We start from the raw sequence: 19,268 nt of genomic DNA, 5'->3' as shown, positions 1-19,268 counted from the left end.
GGCACCCGTTAAATTAGCACTGCTAGTTTCTCTGGCGCAGCCCTACTATGTGCGCCATGGCCCGACCGCGCAAGCCCCTCCTGAGCACCGACCGCATCGTCGAGACGGCCCGCGCCCTCGTGGACGCGGAGGGTCTGGCGGCGGTGTCGACGCGCAGGCTCGCCGCCGAGCTGGGGGTGAGCGGGCCCTCGCTGTACAACCACTTCCGGACCAAGGACGAGATCCTGGAGGCCGTCGCCGACTCGGTGAGCGCCCAGGTCGACCTGTCGATGTTCGAGGACGGCCGCCCCTGGCGGACCGCGCTGCACGACTGGGCCGTCTCCTACCGGGCCGCCCTGCGCGACCACCCGAACATCGTCCCGGTCCTCGCGCGCGGCCCCGGCCGTCGCCCGGCCGCGCTGCGGCTCGCGGACGCGGTGTACGGGGCGATGGTCGACGCCGGCTGGCCGCCCGCGCAGGCCACCTCGATCGGCGCGCTGATGCGGTACTTCATCATGGGCTCCGCCCTCGGCTCGTTCGCGGGCGGTTTCGTGGGCGACGCGAGCGCGTACGACCCCGCCGACTACCCGCACCTCGGCCAGGCCCATCTGCTCGCCGAACAGCAGGAGAAGGTCGACGAGCGCGCCTTCGAGACGGGGCTCGCGGCACTGCTGGACGGACTGGCGCAGCAGTACGAGCAGGTGAGGCGGCCCGCGCAGGGCGTGGCGGGTCGGGGCGCTGGTGCGCGGCGGGCCGGGGCGCCGCCGGTGCAGGACGGGTGAGAGGGCCCGCGTCGGGGTGCGCGGGACGGCCCGCCGGGACGGTTCGGTCCGCGCCGAACCGTCGCTGTCCCATGCTGGGAGGCATGACGGCCAAGGATCCCCGGGCACCCCTGCTGGCCCGTCTCGCCGGACTGATCGCCGACGAGACGCGCGCCGCCTGTCTGCTCGCCCTGCTCGACGGACGGGCGTGGACCGCCGGCGAGCTGGCCCGGCACGCGGGTGTCGCCGCGTCGACGCTGAGCGAGCACCTCGGCAAGCTCGTCGCGGGCGGGGTGCTGGCCGAGGAACGGCAGGGACGGCACCGTTACGTACGGCTCGCCGACGCCCGGGTCGCGCAGCTGGTGGAGGACCTCGCCGCCCAGGTCGGGCCGGTGGAGGTCGTACGGCCGCCGCGGAACCTGCGTGAGTCGAGCGCCGGGTCGGCGATGGCCCGGGGGCGCACCTGCTACGACCATCTCGCCGGACGGCTCGGCATCACCGTCACCGACGCGCTGACCAGGCGCGGGCTACTGGTCCAGGACACCGGGTTCGCGCTGACGGAGGCCGGGGTGCGGTGGTTCGCGGACGCCGGTATCGGCCTCGACCGCGGGGGGCGGCGCCCGCTGGCCCGCGCCTGCCTCGACTGGACCGAACGCCGTCCCCATCTCGCGGGGGTCGCGGGCGCGGCCCTGTGCCGGCACGCCCTCGGCGCGGGGTGGTGCGTGCGCATCGGCTCCGAGCGTGCGGTGCGGGTCACCGCGCTCGGCGAGCGCGCGCTGGCCGAACTGCTGGGGATCGACGGAGCGGCGCTGCGGTAGAGCGCGCCCCCACTCCCCCGTCCGAAATCCGCGAGCCCTCGTTCCGGTTCCTACCCAACCTCAGGAGCATGATGAACTCCCCCCGTCGCACGGAGCTGCTCGCCGCGGGCGCGGCCACGGTCACGGTCGTGTTGTGGGCCTCCGCCTTCGTCTCCATCCGCAGCGCCGGTTCCGTGTACTCCCCGGGTGCGCTGGCCCTCGGCCGGCTGCTGGCCGGGGCCCTGACACTGGGGGTGATCTGTCTCGTACGGCGGGAGGGGTGGCCGCCGCGGCCGGCCTGGCGCGGGATCGCGGTGTCCGGGCTGCTGTGGTTCGGCTTCTACATGGTGGTCCTGAACTGGGGTGAGCAGCAGGTCGACGCGGGCACGGCGGCCCTGGTGGTGAACATCGGGCCGCTCCTCATCGCCCTGCTCGGCGCGCGGCTGCTCGGGGACGCGATGCCGCCGCGGCTGCTGGCGGGGATGGCGGTGTCGTTCGCGGGCGCGGTGACGGTGGGGCTGTCCATGTCGGGCGGGGGTGGTTCCTCGGTCCTCGGGGTGGTGCTGTGCCTGCTGGCGGCGGTCGCGTACGCGGGTGGGGTGGTGGCGCAGAAGCCCGCCCTGGCCCGGGCGAGCGCGTTGCAGGTGACGACGTTCGGGTGTCTGGTCGGGGCGGTGGTGTGTCTGCCCTTCGCCGGGCAGTTGGTGCGCGAGGCCGCCGACGCGCCGGTGTTGGCGACGCTCAACATGGTCTATCTGGGCGTGTTCCCGACCGCGCTCGCCTTCACGACCTGGGCGTACGCCCTGGCCCGGACGACCGCGAGCCGGATGGGGGCGACGACGTACGCAGTGCCCGCGCTGGTCGTGCTGATGTCGTGGCTTGCGCTGGGCGAGGTGCCGGGACTGCTCACGCTGGTGGGTGGGGCGCTGTGCCTGGCGGGCGTGGCGGTGTCCCGCTCGCGGACGCGGGCGGCCCGGGTCGTCGCGGGGGAGCGACGGCCCGGGCAGACCCGGCGGTCGACGCCGTGAGGGCCGTCAGCGGTTACGCGCCCGGTCCGCCAGCACCTTGATGGAGGCGAGCGCGATCACGGAGAGACCGATGATGTAGGCGGACACCGCCATCGACGTGCCGGTCGTCTCCAGCAGCAGCACCATCACGAACGGCGCGAGGCCGCCGCCGCCCACGGCCGCGATCTGGTAGCCGAGGGAGGCGCCCGTGTAGCGCATCTCGGGCGTGAACAGCTCGGCGAACAGGGCCGCCTGGGGGCCGTACATGATGCTGAGGAAGCAGCTGGCGACGAAGGTGCCGACGGCGAGCCACAGCAGCGAGCCGGTGTCGATCAGCAGGAACAGCGGGACGGCCCACAGGGCGATGCCGGCCGCGCCGAGGGCGTAGATCCGGATGCGGCCGACCCGGTCGGAGAGGGCGGCGGCGGCCGGTATCAGGACGAGCTGGGTGAGGCTGACGCAGAGGGAGACGGTGAGGACGGCGCCGCGCTCCATGTCGAGTTCGCGGGTGGTGTAGTCGAGGACGCCGGTGATGAGGATGTAGAAGGTCGCGGTGTTCACGGCGAAGGAGCCGCCGGCCAGCAGCACGGTGCCGAGGTGGTCACGGAGGATCGTGCGCAGCGGTGAGCCCTGCTCGGCCTTCTCCTTCTCGGCCAGCGCCCGCTCCGCCTCCCGGAACGCGGGGGTCTCCTCGACGCGGGTGTGGATGTACCAGGCGAGGACGAGCACGAACAGACCGATGAGGAACGGCACGCGCCAGCCCCAGGCCGTGAACGCGCCGTCGGTGGTGAAGGCGCCGGCCAGCAGGAAGACGGTGTTGGCGGTGACCACCCCGATGGGGACGCCGAGTTGCACGACGCTGCCGTAGAGGCCGCGCCTGCCCTCGGGGGCGTACTCGGTGGCCAGCAGCATCGCCCCGCCCCACTGGGCGCCGACGGCGACGCCCTGGACGACCCGCAGGACGACGAGCAGCACCGGGGCGGCGACACCGATGGTGTCGTACGTCGGCAGCAGGCCGATGCCGGTCGTGGCCACGCCCATGAGGGTGAGCGCCAGCACCAGCATCGGCTTGCGGCCGCGCTTGTCGCCGAGGTGCCCGGCGACGATGCCGCCGAGCGGACGGGCGAGGAACCCGACGGCGAAGGTCGCGAAGGCGGCGAGGACACCGGCGGTGGAGCTGCCCGCCGGGAAGTACAGGTCGCCGAGGACGAGGGCCGCGGCGATGCCGAAGACGAAGTAGTCGTACCACTCCACCGCCGAGGCGAGGGCGGCGGCGGTGGCCACGCGCCGGCGGTGGGGAGCCGCCGGCGCGGTGGTGGGGACGGGGTGAGCGGAGGGGACCGTGTCCATACGTGCACACTCCGGTGGGTGCGTTGGGGACGTTCCCGGGAACATACTGACCGGACGGTATGGGGTCAACGGTCGTGCACGAGGCTTGTGGGAGAGCAGTCTTCTGCGCGAGGGGTGGGGCGGCGCGGGGCGAAGCGACCAGGCGGGATGGGGGCCGCCGCGACGGGCGGGGCGGGCGTCGCCGCGGCGGGCGGGGCGGGCGTCGCCGCGGCGGGCGGGGCGGGGGTCAGAAGACGACCAGCGCCCGTCCTCCCTTCCCCGCCAGCATGTTCTCGAACGCCGCCGGGATGCCCTCCAGGGCGATGCGCTCGGTCACCAGGGAGCCCAGGTCCAGGCGGCCCGCCCGGACGTGGTCGGCGAGGACCGGGAGGTCGCGGGCCGGGTCGCAGTTGCCGTAGACGCAGCCGGAGAGGGTGCGGCCCCAGTGGAAGAGCTCCAGGGCGTTGAAGGTGACCTGCTGGTCCTTGCCGCCGATGCCGACGACCGTGGTGCGGCCGCCGCGGCGGGTCGACTCCCAGGCCGTGCGGATGGTGACCGCCCGGCCCACGCACTCCACGGCGACGTCGACGCCCTGCTTGCCGGTGAGCGCGCGGATCTCGCGGGCGGTGTTCTCCGAGGCGACGAGGTAGTCGGTGGCGCCCGCCGCGCGGGCCAGGTCCTCCTTCTCCGGGGAGACGTCGACGGCGACGATCGTGGACGCGCCGGCGATCCGGGCCGCCTGGAGGGTCGCCAGGCCGACTCCGCCGACCCCGAACACGGCCACCGTCTCGCCGCCGCGGACCCGGGCGGAGTAGTGGACGGCGCCGTAGCCGGTGAGGACGGCACAGCCGAGCAGGGCCGCGTCGACGAGGGGGATGCCCTCCGGCAGGGGCAGCACGCAGGAGACGGGGACGACGGTCTCCTCGGCGAACGCGGCGACGTTCAGACCGGGGTGGAGGTCGGTGCCGTCGGCGCCGCGGGCGTACACGTCGGCGGACCCGCTGAGGGCGTTGGCGCACAGCCACACCTCGCCCAGCCCGCAGGCATGGCAACGACCGCAGGACGGCGCCCAGTTCAGGACGACGCCGTCGCCGGGTGCGAGGTGGGTGACGCCCTCGCCGACGGCCACGACGGTGCCGGCGCCCTCGTGGCCGAGGACGGCCGGAACCGGTACGCGCATGGTGCCGTTGGACAGGGACAGGTCGGAGTGGCAGACCCCGGCGGCGGTCAGCCGGACCCGGACCTGGCCGGGGCCGGGGTCGGGCAGGTGGATCTCGGTGATCTCCAGAGGGGCGCCCACGGCGGGCAGGACGGCGGCACGGACCACGGGAGGCTCCTCAGAACTGCAGGGACTTGGTCTGGAGGTACTCGGCGAGGCCGTGCGCGCCGAGTTCCCGGCCGACGCCCGACTGCTTGTAACCGCCGAAGGGGGCGAGGGGGTTGAAGCGGCCGCCGTTGATGTCGACCTGGCCGGTGTCCATCCGGCGGGCGAAGGCCACCGCCTCCGCCTCGTCGCCGGCCCAGACCGCTCCGGCCAGGCCGTAGACCGTGCCGTTGGCGATGCGCAGGGCGTCCTCCTCGTCCTGGTAGCGCAGGATCGACAGGACGGGGCCGAAGATCTCCTCCTGGGCGATCGTCATCTGCGGGGTCACGTCGGCGAAGACGGTCGGGCTGACGAACCAGCCCCGCTCACGCGGCGCCTCGGGGCCGCCCGCGACCAGCCGGGCGCCCTCGGCCACGCCCTTCTCGATGTAGCCGCGCACCCGTGCCTGCTGCCGGGCGCTGACGACGGGTCCGATGCGGTCGCCGTACTTCGCGGCGGCCGCCGCGGCCAGCTCGACGGCCTCGTCGTACCGGGACGCGTGCACCAGCATCCGGGTCCAGGCGCTGCACGTCTGGCCGGAGTTGGACATCACGTTGGCGACGCCGACGTTGACGGCCCGGGCGAGGTCGGCGCTCGGGAGGATGACGTTGGCGGACTTGCCGCCGAGCTCCAGGGCCACCTTCTTGACCGCGGCGCCGGCCGTCGCGGCGATCCGCTTGCCCACGGCCGTGGAGCCGGTGAAGGAGACCAGGTCGACGCCGGGGTGTTCGGCGAGGGCCTGTCCGGCGACCGGGCCGAGGCCGGTGACGAGGTGGAACACGCCGGCCGGGACGCCCGCCTCGTGGACCGCCTCGGCGAAGAGCTGGGCGGTCAGCGGGGTGTCCTCGGCGGGCTTCAGGACCACCGTGCAGCCCGCGGCCAGGGCCGGGGCGACCTTCGCGACGATCTGGTGCAGCGGGTAGTTCCAGGGCGTGATGGCGCCGACCACGCCGATCGGCTCGTGGAGGACGGTGGAGTTGCCGACCTTCTCCTCGAAGGAGTGGGTGGCGGCCAGTTCGGCGTAGGAGCCGGCCACGGCGATCGGGACGGCCGCGTGGACCGCCTGTGAGAAGGGCAGCGGGGAGCCGAGTTCGGCGGTGACGGTCTCGGCGATCTCGTCCTTGCGGGCCTCCAGTACGTCCCGGAGGGCGGAGAGGCGCGCGGCCCGCTCGCCCGGCGGGGTCGCGGCCCAGGCCGGGAGGGCGGCGCGGGCGGCCCGTACCGCGGCGTCGACGTCCGCGGCGCCGCCGGCCGGAACCCGGCCGATGACCTGCTCGTCCACCGGGTTGACGACCTCGATCACGTCCTGGCCGGCGGCGGGGCGCCAGGCGCCGTCGAGGTAGATGCCGTCGTGTGCCTTCATCGTGTTCCCTCCGGGCGGTCCTCGTCGTCCGCGCCCTAAACTAGCGTCGATAGTTTTTGGGCACCAGGGGTGCCCTCCGTGCGACGCCTCACGGTGGCACCGGAGCCCGGCGGTGTCACTTCCCGGGAGCCGGGACACCCGGCGGTGTCACCCCCAGGGGCCGCGACGCCCGGCGGTGTCACTTCCCGGGAGCCGAGACGCCCGGCGTGTCACGCGTCGAGGTCCGGCAGGCGGGCCGGCGCGGGGCAGATCCGTTCACCGTGCCGGTCGAAGACGAACAGGTGGGCGAGGTCGACGAGGAGGGGCACCTGCATGCCGTGCCGCAGGTCGAAGTCGGGGGTGGTGCGCACGACGAGGTCGCCGGGCAGCCTGCCCTCCGGCGAGGTCACGGCGGGGCCCGGCTCGGGCTGCTCGTCCAGCACCACCACCGGCCCGGCCCGCAGACCGCCCGCCTTCCCCGCCCTCCCCCACAGGCGGTCGAGGACCCCGCTCTCCCGGCGGCGGCGCCGGGGCGGCCGGGGCAGCGGACGCGGCGCCTCCAGCTCCGGTACGACGGCGGGACGCGAACCGGTGTTGAAGTGGACGAGCGCTTCGTGGCCCTGGAACTCCACGTGCTCCACCAGCCCCGTGATGTGGGTCTCGCCGGGACGCGCGTCGGCGAGCCGGCCGACGCGGACGGCCTCGGAGCGCAGGCCGACAATCACCTCCCGGCCCTGCTGCACGCGCAGCAACTTGTGGTCCGGGGAGAGGGGTTCGGGCAGGCGCAGGGCCTGCTTGCCGAGGCTGATCGTCATCGCTCCGTCGAGCGGGGCGCGGACCAGGCCGCGCAGGAGGTTGATGCGCGGGGTGCCGATGAACGCGGCGACGAAGACGTTGCGGGGCAGCGCGTAGACCGCGCGCGGGCTGTCGAGTTGCTGGAGGACACCGCCGCGCAGCACGGCGACCCGGTCGCCCAGGGACATGGCCTCGGCCTGGTCGTGCGTGACGTACACCGTGGTGACGCCCAGTCCCCGGGTCAGGCCCGCTATCTCGGCGCGCAGGCGGTTGCGGAGCTTGGCGTCCAGGTTGGACAGCGGCTCGTCCATCAGGAAGGCGGAGGGGTGGCGGGCGATGGCCCGGCCCATGGCGACGCGCTGACGCTCCCCGCCGGAGAGCTGGGCGGGGAAACGGTCGAGGAGGTCCTCGATGCCGAGCATGCGGGCGGTGGCGTCCACCCGCGAACGCGGATCGGTGCCGGGCGACTCGATGCGCAGGGGGAAACCGATGTTGTCGCGGCTGGTCATCGTCGGGTAGAGCGCGAAGTTCTGGAAGACCATCGCGATGTCCCGTTCCGAGGGCGGCAGCTCGTTGGCGTACACGCCGTCGAGCCGCAGCTCCCCCTCGGTGATGTGCTCCAGGCCGGCGATCATCCTGAGCACGGTGGACTTGCCGCAGCCCGAGGGCCCGAGCAGCACCAGGAACTCGCCGGGCGCGATGTCCAGCGACAGCCGGTCCACCACGCGGGCGCCTCTGTCGTGGACCTTGCTCACGTCGTGCAGGGAGATGGCGCGTGTCATGAGAGTGTCCCCGGGGGCTCACTAGGGCGCTGGTGCTCCGCGGTCGGCCGTCCCCCGCGCGTCGCACGGGGTGGATGGGTCACGGAAGTTAACGGACTGTGCCCGGCCGGGGAAGAGAGCGGACCGGATCGGACCCTGGGCGGGTGGAGCCGAGAGGGCGGACGGCCCGGTTCAGGGGGATGTGCCTCAGGCGGTGTGCCTCAGCGCCGGAGGGGGGCAGGTTCCGTGGCGCCGGCCCTCGGCTCGGCGGGAGTCACCTCGGCGTCGAGGCGGGGGCGCGGCCGGCGCCGTTCAGTGGGTGTGCGGTGCGCGGAGCTTCGTGAGGTGGGCGAAGACGACGAGGTTGCCGGTGTATCCCTTCTCGCGGTCGAAGGTGCCGCCGCACGTGATGAGCCGCAGCTCCGGGCGGCCCCGGGGGCCGTACACCTCGCGGTCGGGGAAGTGCGCCTTGTCGTAGGTCTTGATGGCGTCGACGGTGTAGACGGCGATCCGCCCGTCGGCGCGGCGGACCTCCACCTGGCGGCCGCGTTCGAGTTCGGACAGGGGCGCGAAGACGGCCGGTCCGGTGTCGGTGTCGAGGTGGCCGACGGCTACGGCGGTTCCCTGCTCGCCGGGCGTCGGGCCCTCCGCGTACCAGCCGACCAGCTTCGGATCGTCCTCCGGGGGTGCGGGCAGCCGCCGTTCGGCGTCCAGGCGCAGGTCCATGATCGGGGCGTCGATGCCGAGGTACGGGATGGCGAGGCGGGTGGCGCGGGAGCGCGGAAGGGGGCGGGGACGCGCGCTCTTGGAGGTGGCGCGGGAGCGGGGTGGGGCGGCCTGGGGGCGGGAGGGCGTGGCCGGGGACCGGCCGGCGGTGGCGGCCGGACTCCGGGGCTGGGCCGGCCGGTGGGCCCTGCCCTGCGGACGCGTGGCCGCCGCTTTCGAGCCCGGCCGGGGCCGGTGCGAACCCCCGGCGGTCTTCGGTGCCGGCGCGGCCTGCTGCCGACCCGCGGCCCGTGCCTCCGGGCCGGGGTGCCCGGCGGACGGGGGCTGTGGCGAGGGATGCCGTGGAGGCACCGACCGCGACGGGACCGTCTGCCGGGCGGAGGCCTGGGACGGCAGGGACCGCGGCGACGAGCCCGGCGGAGCCTCCTGCTTCGGGCCCCGCGCGTCCGCCACCGCCCCTCCCGCCGCCCCCGGCACGCCGGCGGCGGGCGCCATCTCACCGGCGCCCACCATCCCGGCGGAACCCGCCACCTCACCGACGCCGGAGGCGACCGCCCCGGTGGCATCCGCCCTTCCGACGGAGCCCGCCGGAGCGGCCGTGACCGTTTCGGCGGGCTCCTCGTCCTGGGCCCACCAGACGCCGCCCGCCACCAGCGTGACGGCCAGGACGGCCGTCCTCGTCAGGCGGTAGGCGCGCGTCCGGTACCAGGGCCTGCGGCTCCGCCTACGCGGCGCCATGCGAACGGCGGCGCAGCCGGAACCATGCCGTTCCGCCGACCGCGGCCAGCCCCACGGCCGCCGCGCCGGCGACCGGGGTGAACGCGGCCTCGCGGGCCAGGCCGCCGCCGCCCGCGGGCGGACCGCCGTTGGGGCCGCCCGGCGGCAGGTTCGGGCAGTCGACCTTGAAGACCTTGTGCTTGCCCGCGCCCTGGCCGCCGGCGATCCGCCAGGTCAGCTTGTAGTGTCCGGTGGGCAGCAGCAGGTTCTCGGTGACGCCGGCTCCGTTGGCGAGGGTGATGGCGCCGGAGAGCGTGGCGCTCGTGCCGGCCTGCGCGGACTGCGGCTCGATGGTCCAGGTGATGCCCTGGGCGACGTCGAAGTTGAAGGCGTCCAGGTAGAACTTGCAGACCTTGGGCTGGTTGGCCTGGGCGTTGACGGCGGTGCCCACCGAGTGCACCTTGATGTCTCCGTTGTCCCCGGGGGCGGCGACGGCAGCCGGCGCTCCGAGGAGCACGGCTCCACCGACGGCGAGGGCCGTCAGCGCGGCGGCCCTGCGTGGACGGGACGAGGTCGGCATCAGAGAACCTCCGAGTCAGATGATTTTCATACAAATCGGCTTGCATCTGACTGAATGTCACACTTCGGGCCCCGGGTCACGGAAGCGCCGCGTGCCGCACCTCAGATATCCCTCTTCCGGCCCATCGGGGACCCGGTCCGCTCCGCCGAGCTCCCCGTCCCGGGCTCCCCGCTGGAGCTCCCCGCCCCCGATCCCCCGCCCCGGCTCCTCGTGCCGGGCTCCCCACCCCGGCCCCCCGTCCCGGGCTCCTCGGCCCCGCCTCCCGTCCCGGGCTTCCCGCCCCCGCTTCCCGTCTCCCGCTCACCGCGCGCGGTCCGCGCCGGCGAACGCAGCGCGACCCCCGACGACAGCAGCAACAGCGCCCCGAGCATCACGAAGGGGGCGGCCACGCCCGCGACCCCGGCGATCAGACCGGCCGCGGCGGGCGCGGCGACCTGGCCGAGCCGGTTGCCGGTGAGACGCAGCGCGAGGGCGGTGGAGCGGGCGCCGTCGGGAGCGGCCTGGACGACCGTCGTCATGGACAGCGGCTGCCCGACCCCGAGACAGAAGCCGAGGACGACGAGGATCGCGGCGAGGCCCCAGACCGGCATCGGCAGCGCGATCCCCGCGCACAGCAGGGCCGCCAGCAGACAGGTCACGGTGAGCAGCGCCGTGCGCCCGAGCAGCCGCAGCAAGGGCGTGAGCACGAGACGGCAGGCGATGGTGGCCGCCGCCCGCAGACTGAGCAGGATGCCGATGACGGAGGGCGCGATGCCCCGGTGCTCGCCGACCACCGGCAGGTAGGCGGTGAGGATGTCGGTCGCGGACAGCACGGAGAGACTGACCAGGATGCCGGCGGGCACGCCCCGGGCGCGCAGGATGCGCACGACGGGCACGCGGTCGCCCTGTGCGGTACGGGACGCGGGGGCCGTGTGGCGGTGCTCGATGCGCCACAGCGAGGTGAACGCGACCGCGGCGACCGCGCCCGCGACGAGCAGGGCGAGGGCGCTGGTGCCCGCCCTGTCCGGGCCGCCGATGAGGGCGCCCGCCGCGATCGGGCCGACCAACTGGCCGAGGGAGGCGCCGATGGTGAAGTGGCCGAAGTTGCGGTCCTGTTCGTGCGGGGCGGACTGACGGGCCACCAGCGACTGGGAGCCGATGACGAAACAGAGGTGGCCGAGGCCCATGACCCCGCTCCACACGGCCATGGCCCAGAGCGAGCCGGCGACGCCGCTCAGCGCGCAGCCGCCGGATATGAGGACCACGCCGACGGGCAGCAGGGGTGCGCAACGGCCGTGGTCGGTACGGCGGCCCAGCGGGACGGCCGCGAACAGCGGCAGCAGGGCGTAGACGCCCGCGATGACGCCGACCGCCCGCTCGTCGGCGCCCAGGGCGAGGGCCCGGTAGGAGACGGCGGGCCGGGCCATCGACACCGCCCCCTGCGCGAAGCCGAAGGCGATGACGAGGCGGAGCAGCCAGCCACGGTTCCCACCGGGCCCCATGTCGAGTCCTCCCAGAAGGGTCGGATGTCAGGACGGTCAGATGATGCCGAACAGGATTCCGGAACCGAGGATCACCAGCGAGGTGATCGCGGCCCACTTGACCACGAACCTGGTGTGGTCGCCGAACTCGACCTTCGCCATGCCGACGAGCACGTACACGGCCGGGACCAGCGGGCTCGACATGTGCAGCGGCTGGCCGACGAGCGAGGCGCGGGCGATCTCCAGCGGCGACACCCCGTGCGCGGCACCGGCCTCGGCGAGGACCGGCAGGACACCGAAGTAGAAGCCGTCGTTCGACATGAAGTAGGTCAGCGGAAGGCTCAGGAAGCCGGTGACGAGCGCCATGTGCGGGCCCATGCCCGTGGGGATGCCGTCGACGATCCACTTGGCCATCGAGTCGACCATGCCCGTGCCCTGCAGGACGCCGGTGAAGACGGCGGCGGCGAAGACCATGCCGGAGACGTTGAGGACGTTGTCGGCGTGGGCGGCGAGCCGGGCCTTCTGGTCGGGGATGTGCGGGAAGTTCACGGTCAGCGCGAGCGCGGCGCCGAGGATGAACAGCACCGGGATCGGCAGCCACTCCATGATCATCGCGGTGAGCAGGGCCACCGTGAGCAGCGCGTTGAACCAGTACAGCTTGGGCCGCAGCGTCGGCCGGTCGGGGTCCAGGCCCTGGAGGCGGATGTCGTCGGAGTCGTCGCCCTCGTCCTCGGAGCCGGCCGCGTCGGAGCCGGTCCCGGCGCCGGTGGCCTTCGTGAGGCGGACCTTGCCGGAGCCGCCGGAGGCGCCGGCGCCCACGAGCACCGCCGTCTCGGTCTCCTGCTCCTGCTCGTCCTGGACGATCTTCTCCTGCTCGAGGACCTCGTCCAGGCTCAGCACACCGAGGCGCTTGCGCTCGCGCAGACCGAGGAAGTAGGCGAGGACGAAGACGAAGAGCAGGCCGACCGCGAGCGCGGGGATCATCGGCACGAAGATGTCGCCGGCGTCGAGCTTGAGCGCGGTGGCGGCGCGGGCCGTCGGGCCGCCCCAGGGCAGGGTGTTCATGACGCCGTTGGCGGTGGCGGCGACACCGGTCATCACGACCAGGCTCATCTTCAGGCGCTTGTACAGCGGGTACATCGCCGAGACCGTGATCATGAAGGTGGTCGAGCCGTCGCCGTCCAGCGAGACGATGGCCGCGAGGACGGCCGTACCGATGACGATGCGCAGCGGGTCGGCCTTGCAGAACTTCAGGATGCCCCGCACGATCGGGTCGAAGAGGCCGACGTCGATCATGAGGCCGAAGTAGACGATGGCGAACATCAGCATCGCGGCGGTGGGCGCGAGGTTGCCCACCCCCTCGATGACGTAGTCGCCGAGCTGGGCGCCCTTTCCGACGAAGACGCAGAAGAGTGCGGGGATCAGTACGAGCGCCGCGATCGGCGACATCTTCTTCAGCATGATCAGGACCAGGAAGGTCGCGATCATGGCGAAGCCGAGGATGGTCAGCATGTGTGGATACCTAACGTTCGCCCTTGAACATCCCACCTGGGGGTCGGCGGTGCGTTGACGTTAGGACCGTTCAAACGGTGTTAACAAGACGTTGACGTGCGAGCAATAAGCGCAAAAGTCCTGGTCACAGCTTTGCTCAGGTCAGAGGCATGAGCTTTTCGGCCACCGCGGCCAGTTCGACGGGCACCCCGTTGAGGACCGCGTTGCCCGACAGCGGGTCGAGCAGGCTGCCGTCGAGGAGCTGGTTGACGTTGACGCCGGGGTCGGCCGAGGCATGGCCGAGCCGGGTGCCGGGCCGGTCGTGGCCCCAGCCGTGCGGCAGGCTGACGACGCCCCTGCGCACGCCGTCGGTGACCTCGGCCGGGGCGGTCACCTCTCCCCCGGCGCCCTTCACACGCACCGGGGCACCGTCCCGGACGCCCAGCCGCTCGGCGTCCTCGGGGTGGATGTGCAGGGTGCAGCGGTTGGTGCCGCCGGTCAGGGCGGGCACGTTGTGCATCCAGCTGTTGTTGGACCGCAGATGCCGGCGTCCGACCAGGACGAGCCCGGCGGGCCGCTCCGCCAGCGCCTCCCTCAGCCGGGGAAGATCGTCGACGATCGGCGGCGGCAGGAGCTCGATCCGCCCGCTGCGTGTCTTCAGCGGCTGCGGCAGCCGCGGGCGCAGCGGGCCGAGGTCGATGCCGTGCGGGTGCTCCAGCAGCCGGGCGAGGCTCAGCCCGTCGGGCCGTACGCCGAAGCCGTCGCCGTAGGGGCCGAGGCGCAGCATCATGTCCAGCCGGCGTTCGGGGCCGTTGTCGCCGGTGAGCTGTGCCGCGAGCTCCCGCGGGTCGCGGCCGTGCACGGGTGAGTGCGGGTCGCCGACCGCCTTGCCGAGGGTCTGGCCGATGACCAGGTCGTCGACGGCGGAGGGGTCGGCGCCGTGCATCCCCGTGGCGGCCAGGGTGAGCCGGGCGAGGATCTCGCTCTCGGCCATCCGGCCGGGCTCCAGCGGGACGGCGGGCCGGGTGTAGCGGACCTGGTTGCGCACGGCGAGGGTGTTGAAGGCGAAGTCGTGGTGCGGGCTCTGCGAGGGCGGGGGCGGCGGCAGTACGACGTGGGCGTGGCGCGAGGTCTCGTTCAGGTACGGGTCGACGCTGACCATGAAGTCGAGGGAGTCGAGCGCCTTGTCGAGCCGGTCGCCGTCGGGGGCGGAGAGCACGGGGTTGGCGGCCACGGCGATCAGGGCCCGGATCGGCTCGCCCTCCCGCGTCACGGTGTCGATCTCCTCGGCGAGCGCCGACAGCGGCAGTTCGCCCTTGGCCTCGGGGTGCCGGCTCACCCGGGAGTGCCAGCGCCCGAGCGCGAAGCCCCGGCCGGGGCCGGCGGGGCGCGGCGTCCGGTCGGTGGCGGCCTGCGGGAAGAGGGCGCCGCCGGGCCGGTCGAGGTTGCCGGTGAGGATGTTGAGGACGTCGACGAGCCAGCTGGCGAGGGTGCCGTACGGGACGGTGCAGCTGCCGATGCGGCCGTAGACGGCGGCGGTGGGGGCGGCGGCGAGTTCGCGGGCGAGGGCCCGTGTGACGGGGGCTTCGACGTCACAGGCCCCGGCGACGGCTTCGGGCGTGAAGTCCCGGACGGCGGCGCGGAGTTCCTCGACGCCCTCGACGTGCGCGGCCGACTCCCCGAGGTCCACGAGCCCTTCTTCGAACAGCACGTGCGCCATCGCCGCGAGCAGCAGGGCGTCCGTGCCGGGACGGATCGCGATGTGCCGGTCGGCCAGGCGCGCGGTCCGGGTGCGGCGGGGGTCGATCACGGTGAGGGTGCCGCCGCGGGCCTTGAGGGCCTTGAGCTTGCCGGGGAAGTCGGGCGCCGTGCACAGACTCCCGTTGGACTCCAGCGGGTTGGCGCCGATGAGGAGGAGGTGGTCGGTGTGGTCGAGGTCCGGCACGGGGATGGCGTTGGCGTCGCCGAAGAGGAGCCCGCTGGAGACGTGCTTGGGCATCTGGTCGACCGTGGAGGCGGTGAACAGGCTGCGGGTGCCGAGCCCGGCGAGGAGTACCGGGGGGTAGAGCGCGCCGGCCACGGTGTGCACGTTGGGGTTGCCGAGGACGACACCGACGGAGTGCGGCCCGTACCGCTCGACGACCGGCCGGATGCCGGCGGCGACCGCGTCGAAGGCCTCCTCCCAGGTGGCCTCGCGCAGTTCCCCGTCGCGGCGCACGAGCGGCGCGCGCAGCCGGTCGGGGTCGCCGTCGACGGCACCGAAGGAGGCACCCTTGGGGCAGATGAACCCCTTGCTGAACACGTCGTCCCGGTCGCCGCGGGCGCCGGTGACCCGGGTTCCGTCGAGGGTGAGGGTCAGCCCGCAGGTGGCCTCGCACAGGGGACAGATACGCAGGGCGGTGCGGGACACGGGTCCTCCCGGATGGCGGCGGCTGGCGCTCTCTGTGCGCCGAGCATACCGACCGGTACGCATGCTGGGGAGGCCCCCGCCCGGGAGAACCGCCGGCCGTCAGTCCAGAGAGCGGGCGAGGTAGGCCCGCAGCAGCTCCCGGGTCTCCTCGATCACCTTCTCGTCCCCCGCCGGATCCATCCGGAAGGCCAGGTGGACGAGGGTGTCCGCGGTCTCCACGGCGATCAGGAAGGTACGCCGCAGCTGCTCGTCGGGCTCGCGGCCGAGGTAGCCGGAGAGCAGGTCGGTGAGGCGGTCCGCGACGCGGTGGTTGGGTTCGCCGCGGGCGCCGACCGGGATCTGGTTGCCGAAGTCGACCAGGGAGAAGCCGGGCGCGGTCCGCTTCATGGCCAGGTACTCGTCGAGCACGGCGTCCATGGCGGCCCGCCAGTCTCCGCGCCCCCCGGCCTCGCCGGCGGCGCCCTCACCCCCGGCGGCCTCGAGCCGCTCGGTGACGCGCTGCGCGTAGCGCTCGAGGTTGCGCTGGGCGAGCGCGTCGGCCATCTGCTTCTTGTTGCCGAAGAAGCGGTAGACGGAGCCGATGGGGACGCCGGCGCGCTGGGCGACGGCACGGGTACTCAGGGCGTCGTAGCCCACCTCGTCCAGGAGGTCGGCGCAGGCGTCGAGGATGCGGGTCAGCCGTTCGGCACTGCGCCGCTGCACGGGCGCACGACGGAGCGATGTCGCGTGGGGCACGGGCTTCATGATGCCTTTCCGCCGCGGTCGGGTGAACCTCGCCCCTCGGTACGGAGAAAGGTGCCCGGTGCACTCAGCGCGGACGGCGAACCGGCGGACACCTTCGCGTCCGGCTCCGCCTCCGGGGACGCCTCCGCCCCCGGATCGGACGACGCGGCACCCGCGGGGGACGCCTCCGGCTCCGAGGCCGTGATGTCCGCGGTGCTCTCCACCGGCTTGCCGTCGACCGCCCACACCGTGCCGTCGTCGGCGTACAGGCGCGCTGTGACCTGGTGGGTGCCCTGCGGGAGGTATCCGGCGGGGATGCCGTAGGAGGGGCCGCGCAGGTCGGCGACGGCGCGGCCGTCCACGAAGAGCCGGGCGGTGCCGCGGCCGGCGACCGCTCGCGCCGTCGTCCCGGCCGGCGAGAACCGGAAGTTGCGCACCGTCAGACGGACGTCCCAGCCGCCGTCGGCCTCGGGCTCCACCTCGACCCCGACGTCCGGCGCGCCCTCCTGGTCCACCTCGCGGTAGTGCCGCCCGTCGTCGTCGGTGTCCTCCAGCACCTTGCCCACCGGCGCCGGCGAGACCGTACCCGGCGCCGCCGTCCGGTCCGGCTCGCGGGCAGCACCGGAGCCGCAGCCCGCGGATCCGGTCAGCAGCAGGACACAGACCGCGAGCGCGGGGAGGGAGCGACGCGTCCACGACATGCCGGGGAGCGTAGAACACGGGTACGACCCAGGAATCCCCCTGGAGTCTGGTTCTCGCATCGCGCGATCGTCCTCCGAGAGGAGGAGTTCCGGAGCGCGCAGGAGTGCCGGGACGGCACCCCTCCCCCTTGCGCACGGGAAAACGCAATCCTACGGTGATGCATAGGAATCAGCGGCCGAGGGAGCACGCATGAACAGCGGGGACGCACGCAAGACGGCCGAGGGGCTGACCTACCTCTCGGGCTTCGGCAACGAGCACGCCTCGGAGGCCGTGCCGGGAGCCCTGCCCGAGGGCCGCAACGCACCGCAGCGCGCCCCCCTCGGCCTGTACGCGGAGCAGCTCAGCGGTACGGCGTTCACCGAGCCGCGCGCCCACAACCGCCGCTCGTGGCTGTACCGGATCCGTCCGTCGGCCGCGCACCCGGCGTTCACCCGCACGGACAACGGCGCCCTGCGCACCGCCCCCTTCACCGAGACCGTCCCCGACCCCAACCGCCTGCGCTGGAACCCGCTGCCCGAGCCCGCGCCGGGGACGGACTTCCTGGCGGGTCTGTGGACCCTCGGCGGCAACGGCGACGCAGGCGTGCGCGCCGGCATGGCCGTGCACCTGTACCACGCCACCTCCTCCATGGACCGCGTCTTCAGCGACGCGGACGGCGAGCTGCTGATCGTCCCGGAGCGCGGCGGCCTCCTGCTGCGCACGGAGTTCGGCCTGCTGCACGCCGAGCCGGGCGACGTGGCGCTGATCCCGCGCGGCGTCCGCTTCCGCGTCGACCTCCTCGACACCGGGTCCGACGACGGGCGCGGCCCCGGCGCCCGCGGCTACGTGTGCGAGAACTACGGCGCCCCCTTCCGCCTCCCCGACCTCGGCCCGATCGGCGCCAACGGCCTCGCCAACCCCCGCGACTTCCGCGCGCCGGTCGCCGCGTACGAGGACACCGAGGGCCCGGTGGAGGTGGTGAACAAGTTCTGCGGCAACCTCTGGACGGCCACCTACGACCACTCCCCCCTGGACGTCGTCGCCTGGCACGGCAACCACGTCCCGTACGTCTACGACCTGCGCCGCTTCAACGTCATGGGCACGATCTCCTACGACCACCCCGACCCGTCGATCTTCACGGTGCTGACCTCGCCGTCCGACACCCCGGGCCTGGCGGGCGTGGACTTCGTGGTGTTCGCGCCGCGCTGGCTGGTGGGCGAGGACACCTTCCGGCCGCCGTACTTCCACCGGAACGTGATGAGCGAGTACATGGGGCTGATCGAGGGCGCCTACGACGCGAAGGCGGAGGGTTTCGTGCCGGGCGGCGGCTCGCTGCACAACATGATGTCGGCGCACGGACCGGACCGGGAGACGTTCGACCGGGCGAGCGCCGCCGAGCTGAGGCCGCAGAAGGTCGACGACGGGCTGGCGTTCATGTTCGAGACCCGCTGGCCGGTCGCCCTCACCCCGCAGGCGGCCCGCGCGGACCACCTCCAGCAGCGGTACGACGACGTGTGGTCGGGCCTCGAACGCCACTTCCCCCCCTTGCACTGAAGATCCCCTCCCGGTACGGATGGCCCGTGACCTCCTTCGCCCCGGACTCGATCGTCCTCAACCGCAAGCTGCCGCTCTGGTACCAGGTGTCGCAGTCGCTGCGCGCCTCGATACTCGGCCGCTCGCCCAGGGACCCGCTGCGCCTGCCCACGGAGGAGCAGCTGGCCGGGCACTACGGGGTCAGCGTGCTGACCATGCGGCAGGCGTTGAAGGAGCTGGAGGACGAGGGGCTGATCACCCGGCACCGCCGGCGCGGCACGTTCATCGAGCCGACCGCCCGGCGGGGCGCCCCGGTCCGGCTGCTGGGCTCGGTCGACGCGATCGTGGCCCAGCAGTCCGGCATGGCGACGGAGCTGCTCGGTCAGGGGAGGACGGCCACCCCGGCGGAACTCGCCGAATACTTCCCGGACGTGGCGGAGGTGGCGACCTACCACCGGCTGCGCAGCGACGAGAAGACGGGCGAGCCGACCAACCACGCCCGCAACTACGTCCGTCCCGACGTCGCCTCCCGGATCGACCCGGACGACCTGGTGCGCTGGCCGATGACCAAGGTGCTGCGGGACGTCGTGGGCGCGGACATCAGCCGCATCACGGACACGGTCGAGGCCCGCCTGGCGGACCCGGAGACGGCCCGGCTGCTCGGCGTCCCGCTGCTGAGCCCGATCCTGCACTACACGGGCGTGACGTACGACGCCGGCGGCCGCCCCCTGGACGTGGCCGTCATCCACTACCGCGGGGACCGTTTCTCCTTCACGGTGACCCTGGACGCCACCTGACCCGCGCACCGGAAGG

16 protein-coding genes are annotated in these 19,268 nt (G+C 73.7%); 5 read left to right on the top strand and 11 right to left on the bottom strand.

Annotated elements, in window-relative coordinates; genetic code table 11:
- Positions 1-56: 56 nt before the first annotated feature.
- The 3 genes from ACIBBD_RS20430 (at position 57) to ACIBBD_RS20420 (ending at position 2,565) form a co-directional block, all read left to right on the top strand.
- Positions 57-761: a TetR/AcrR family transcriptional regulator gene (locus ACIBBD_RS20430; RefSeq protein WP_399420857.1), complete on the top strand. Its 705-nt coding sequence runs from the start codon at positions 57-59 to the stop codon at positions 759-761.
- 83 nt (positions 762-844) lie between these two features.
- On the top strand, positions 845-1,558 hold the full coding sequence (locus ACIBBD_RS20425) for an ArsR/SmtB family transcription factor (protein ID WP_399420856.1): 714 nt from the start codon (positions 845-847) through the stop codon (positions 1,556-1,558).
- 71 nt (positions 1,559-1,629) lie between these two features.
- Positions 1,630-2,565: a DMT family transporter gene (locus ACIBBD_RS20420; RefSeq protein WP_399421027.1), complete on the top strand. Its 936-nt coding sequence runs from the start codon at positions 1,630-1,632 to the stop codon at positions 2,563-2,565.
- A gap of 6 nt (positions 2,566-2,571) precedes the next feature.
- Here the strand turns inward: ACIBBD_RS20420 and ACIBBD_RS20415 are convergent, their stop codons facing one another.
- The 11 genes from ACIBBD_RS20415 to ACIBBD_RS20365 all read right to left on the bottom strand — a co-directional run bounded on the left by ACIBBD_RS20415 (position 2,572) and on the right by ACIBBD_RS20365 (position 16,942).
- On the bottom strand, positions 2,572-3,894 hold the full coding sequence (locus ACIBBD_RS20415) for an MFS transporter (protein ID WP_399420855.1): 1,323 nt from the start codon (positions 3,892-3,894) through the stop codon (positions 2,572-2,574).
- 226 nt (positions 3,895-4,120) lie between these two features.
- The gene (locus ACIBBD_RS20410) at positions 4,121-5,200 is read right to left on the bottom strand and encodes a Zn-dependent alcohol dehydrogenase (RefSeq protein WP_399420854.1); all 1,080 of its coding nucleotides are present in this window, start codon (positions 5,198-5,200) and stop codon (positions 4,121-4,123) included.
- Positions 5,201-5,210: 10 nt separating this feature from the next.
- Positions 5,211-6,599 (bottom strand): aldehyde dehydrogenase family protein, encoded by a 1,389-nt coding sequence (locus tag ACIBBD_RS20405; protein ID WP_399420853.1) that lies wholly within the window; start codon positions 6,597-6,599, stop codon positions 5,211-5,213.
- Positions 6,600-6,808: 209 nt separating this feature from the next.
- Positions 6,809-8,155, bottom strand: a complete 1,347-nt coding sequence (locus ACIBBD_RS20400; RefSeq protein WP_399420852.1) for an ABC transporter ATP-binding protein — start codon at positions 8,153-8,155, stop codon at positions 6,809-6,811.
- A gap of 291 nt (positions 8,156-8,446) precedes the next feature.
- Entirely contained in the window at positions 8,447-9,598 is a 1,152-nt protein-coding gene (locus tag ACIBBD_RS20395) for a class F sortase (RefSeq protein WP_399420851.1), read from the bottom strand.
- Positions 9,585-10,157 (bottom strand): hypothetical protein, encoded by a 573-nt coding sequence (locus ACIBBD_RS20390; protein WP_399420850.1) that lies wholly within the window; start codon positions 10,155-10,157, stop codon positions 9,585-9,587. Before ACIBBD_RS20390 ends, ACIBBD_RS20395 begins: the two co-directional genes overlap by 14 nt.
- A gap of 101 nt (positions 10,158-10,258) precedes the next feature.
- Positions 10,259-11,638 (bottom strand): MFS transporter, encoded by a 1,380-nt coding sequence (locus tag ACIBBD_RS20385; RefSeq protein WP_399420849.1) that lies wholly within the window; start codon positions 11,636-11,638, stop codon positions 10,259-10,261.
- A 36-nt stretch (positions 11,639-11,674) separates the two neighbouring features.
- On the bottom strand, positions 11,675-13,129 hold the full coding sequence (locus ACIBBD_RS20380) for a CitMHS family transporter (RefSeq protein ID WP_399420847.1): 1,455 nt from the start codon (positions 13,127-13,129) through the stop codon (positions 11,675-11,677).
- 136 nt (positions 13,130-13,265) lie between these two features.
- Positions 13,266-15,518 (bottom strand): molybdopterin oxidoreductase family protein, encoded by a 2,253-nt coding sequence (locus ACIBBD_RS20375; RefSeq protein WP_399420846.1) that lies wholly within the window; start codon positions 15,516-15,518, stop codon positions 13,266-13,268.
- Positions 15,519-15,617: 99 nt separating this feature from the next.
- Positions 15,618-16,262 (bottom strand): TetR family transcriptional regulator, encoded by a 645-nt coding sequence (locus ACIBBD_RS20370; protein WP_399420845.1) that lies wholly within the window; start codon positions 16,260-16,262, stop codon positions 15,618-15,620.
- Positions 16,259-16,942, bottom strand: coding sequence for a hypothetical protein (locus ACIBBD_RS20365; RefSeq protein ID WP_399420844.1), 684 nt, complete (start codon positions 16,940-16,942; stop codon positions 16,259-16,261). Before ACIBBD_RS20365 ends, ACIBBD_RS20370 begins: the two co-directional genes overlap by 4 nt.
- Before the next feature lie 190 nt (positions 16,943-17,132).
- On the opposite strand from ACIBBD_RS20365, the gene hmgA reads away from it, so the two are divergent.
- Positions 17,133-18,476, top strand: a complete 1,344-nt coding sequence (gene hmgA / locus ACIBBD_RS20360; protein WP_399420843.1) for a homogentisate 1,2-dioxygenase — start codon at positions 17,133-17,135, stop codon at positions 18,474-18,476.
- Between the two features lie 26 nt (positions 18,477-18,502).
- The gene (locus tag ACIBBD_RS20355; protein ID WP_399420842.1) at positions 18,503-19,252 is read left to right on the top strand and encodes a GntR family transcriptional regulator; all 750 of its coding nucleotides are present in this window, start codon (positions 18,503-18,505) and stop codon (positions 19,250-19,252) included.
- Positions 19,253-19,268 lie beyond the last annotated feature (16 nt).

The sequence above is a fragment of the Streptomyces sp. NPDC051315 genome, from assembly GCF_044455165.1.
Classification (GTDB): Bacteria; Actinomycetota; Actinomycetes; order Streptomycetales; family Streptomycetaceae; genus Streptomyces.
This window is presented reverse-complemented; position numbering and strand designations above follow the sequence as displayed.

Excerpts from the sequence above, each read along its gene's own strand:
- ACIBBD_RS20425 (WP_399420856.1), top strand. The coding sequence starts at position 845 with ATGACGGCCAAGGATCCCCGGGCACCCCTGCTGGCCCGTCTCGCCGGA.
- ACIBBD_RS20380 (WP_399420847.1), bottom strand. The coding sequence starts at position 13,129 with ATGCTGACCATCCTCGGCTTCGCCATGATCGCGACCTTCCTGGTCCTG.
- ACIBBD_RS20415 (WP_399420855.1), bottom strand. The coding sequence starts at position 3,894 with ATGGACACGGTCCCCTCCGCTCACCCCGTCCCCACCACCGCGCCGGCG.
- ACIBBD_RS20385 (WP_399420849.1), bottom strand. The coding sequence starts at position 11,638 with ATGGGGCCCGGTGGGAACCGTGGCTGGCTGCTCCGCCTCGTCATCGCC.
- ACIBBD_RS20390 (WP_399420850.1), bottom strand. The coding sequence starts at position 10,157 with ATGCCGACCTCGTCCCGTCCACGCAGGGCCGCCGCGCTGACGGCCCTC.
- ACIBBD_RS20395 (WP_399420851.1), bottom strand. The coding sequence starts at position 9,598 with ATGGCGCCGCGTAGGCGGAGCCGCAGGCCCTGGTACCGGACGCGCGCC.
- ACIBBD_RS20420 (WP_399421027.1), top strand. The coding sequence starts at position 1,630 with ATGAACTCCCCCCGTCGCACGGAGCTGCTCGCCGCGGGCGCGGCCACG.
- ACIBBD_RS20370 (WP_399420845.1), bottom strand. The coding sequence starts at position 16,262 with ATGAAGCCCGTGCCCCACGCGACATCGCTCCGTCGTGCGCCCGTGCAG.
- ACIBBD_RS20430 (WP_399420857.1), top strand. The coding sequence starts at position 57 with ATGGCCCGACCGCGCAAGCCCCTCCTGAGCACCGACCGCATCGTCGAG.
- ACIBBD_RS20365 (WP_399420844.1), bottom strand. The coding sequence starts at position 16,942 with ATGTCGTGGACGCGTCGCTCCCTCCCCGCGCTCGCGGTCTGTGTCCTG.
- ACIBBD_RS20400 (WP_399420852.1), bottom strand. The coding sequence starts at position 8,155 with ATGACACGCGCCATCTCCCTGCACGACGTGAGCAAGGTCCACGACAGA.
- hmgA (WP_399420843.1), top strand. The coding sequence starts at position 17,133 with ATGAACAGCGGGGACGCACGCAAGACGGCCGAGGGGCTGACCTACCTC.
- ACIBBD_RS20405 (WP_399420853.1), bottom strand. The coding sequence starts at position 6,599 with ATGAAGGCACACGACGGCATCTACCTCGACGGCGCCTGGCGCCCCGCC.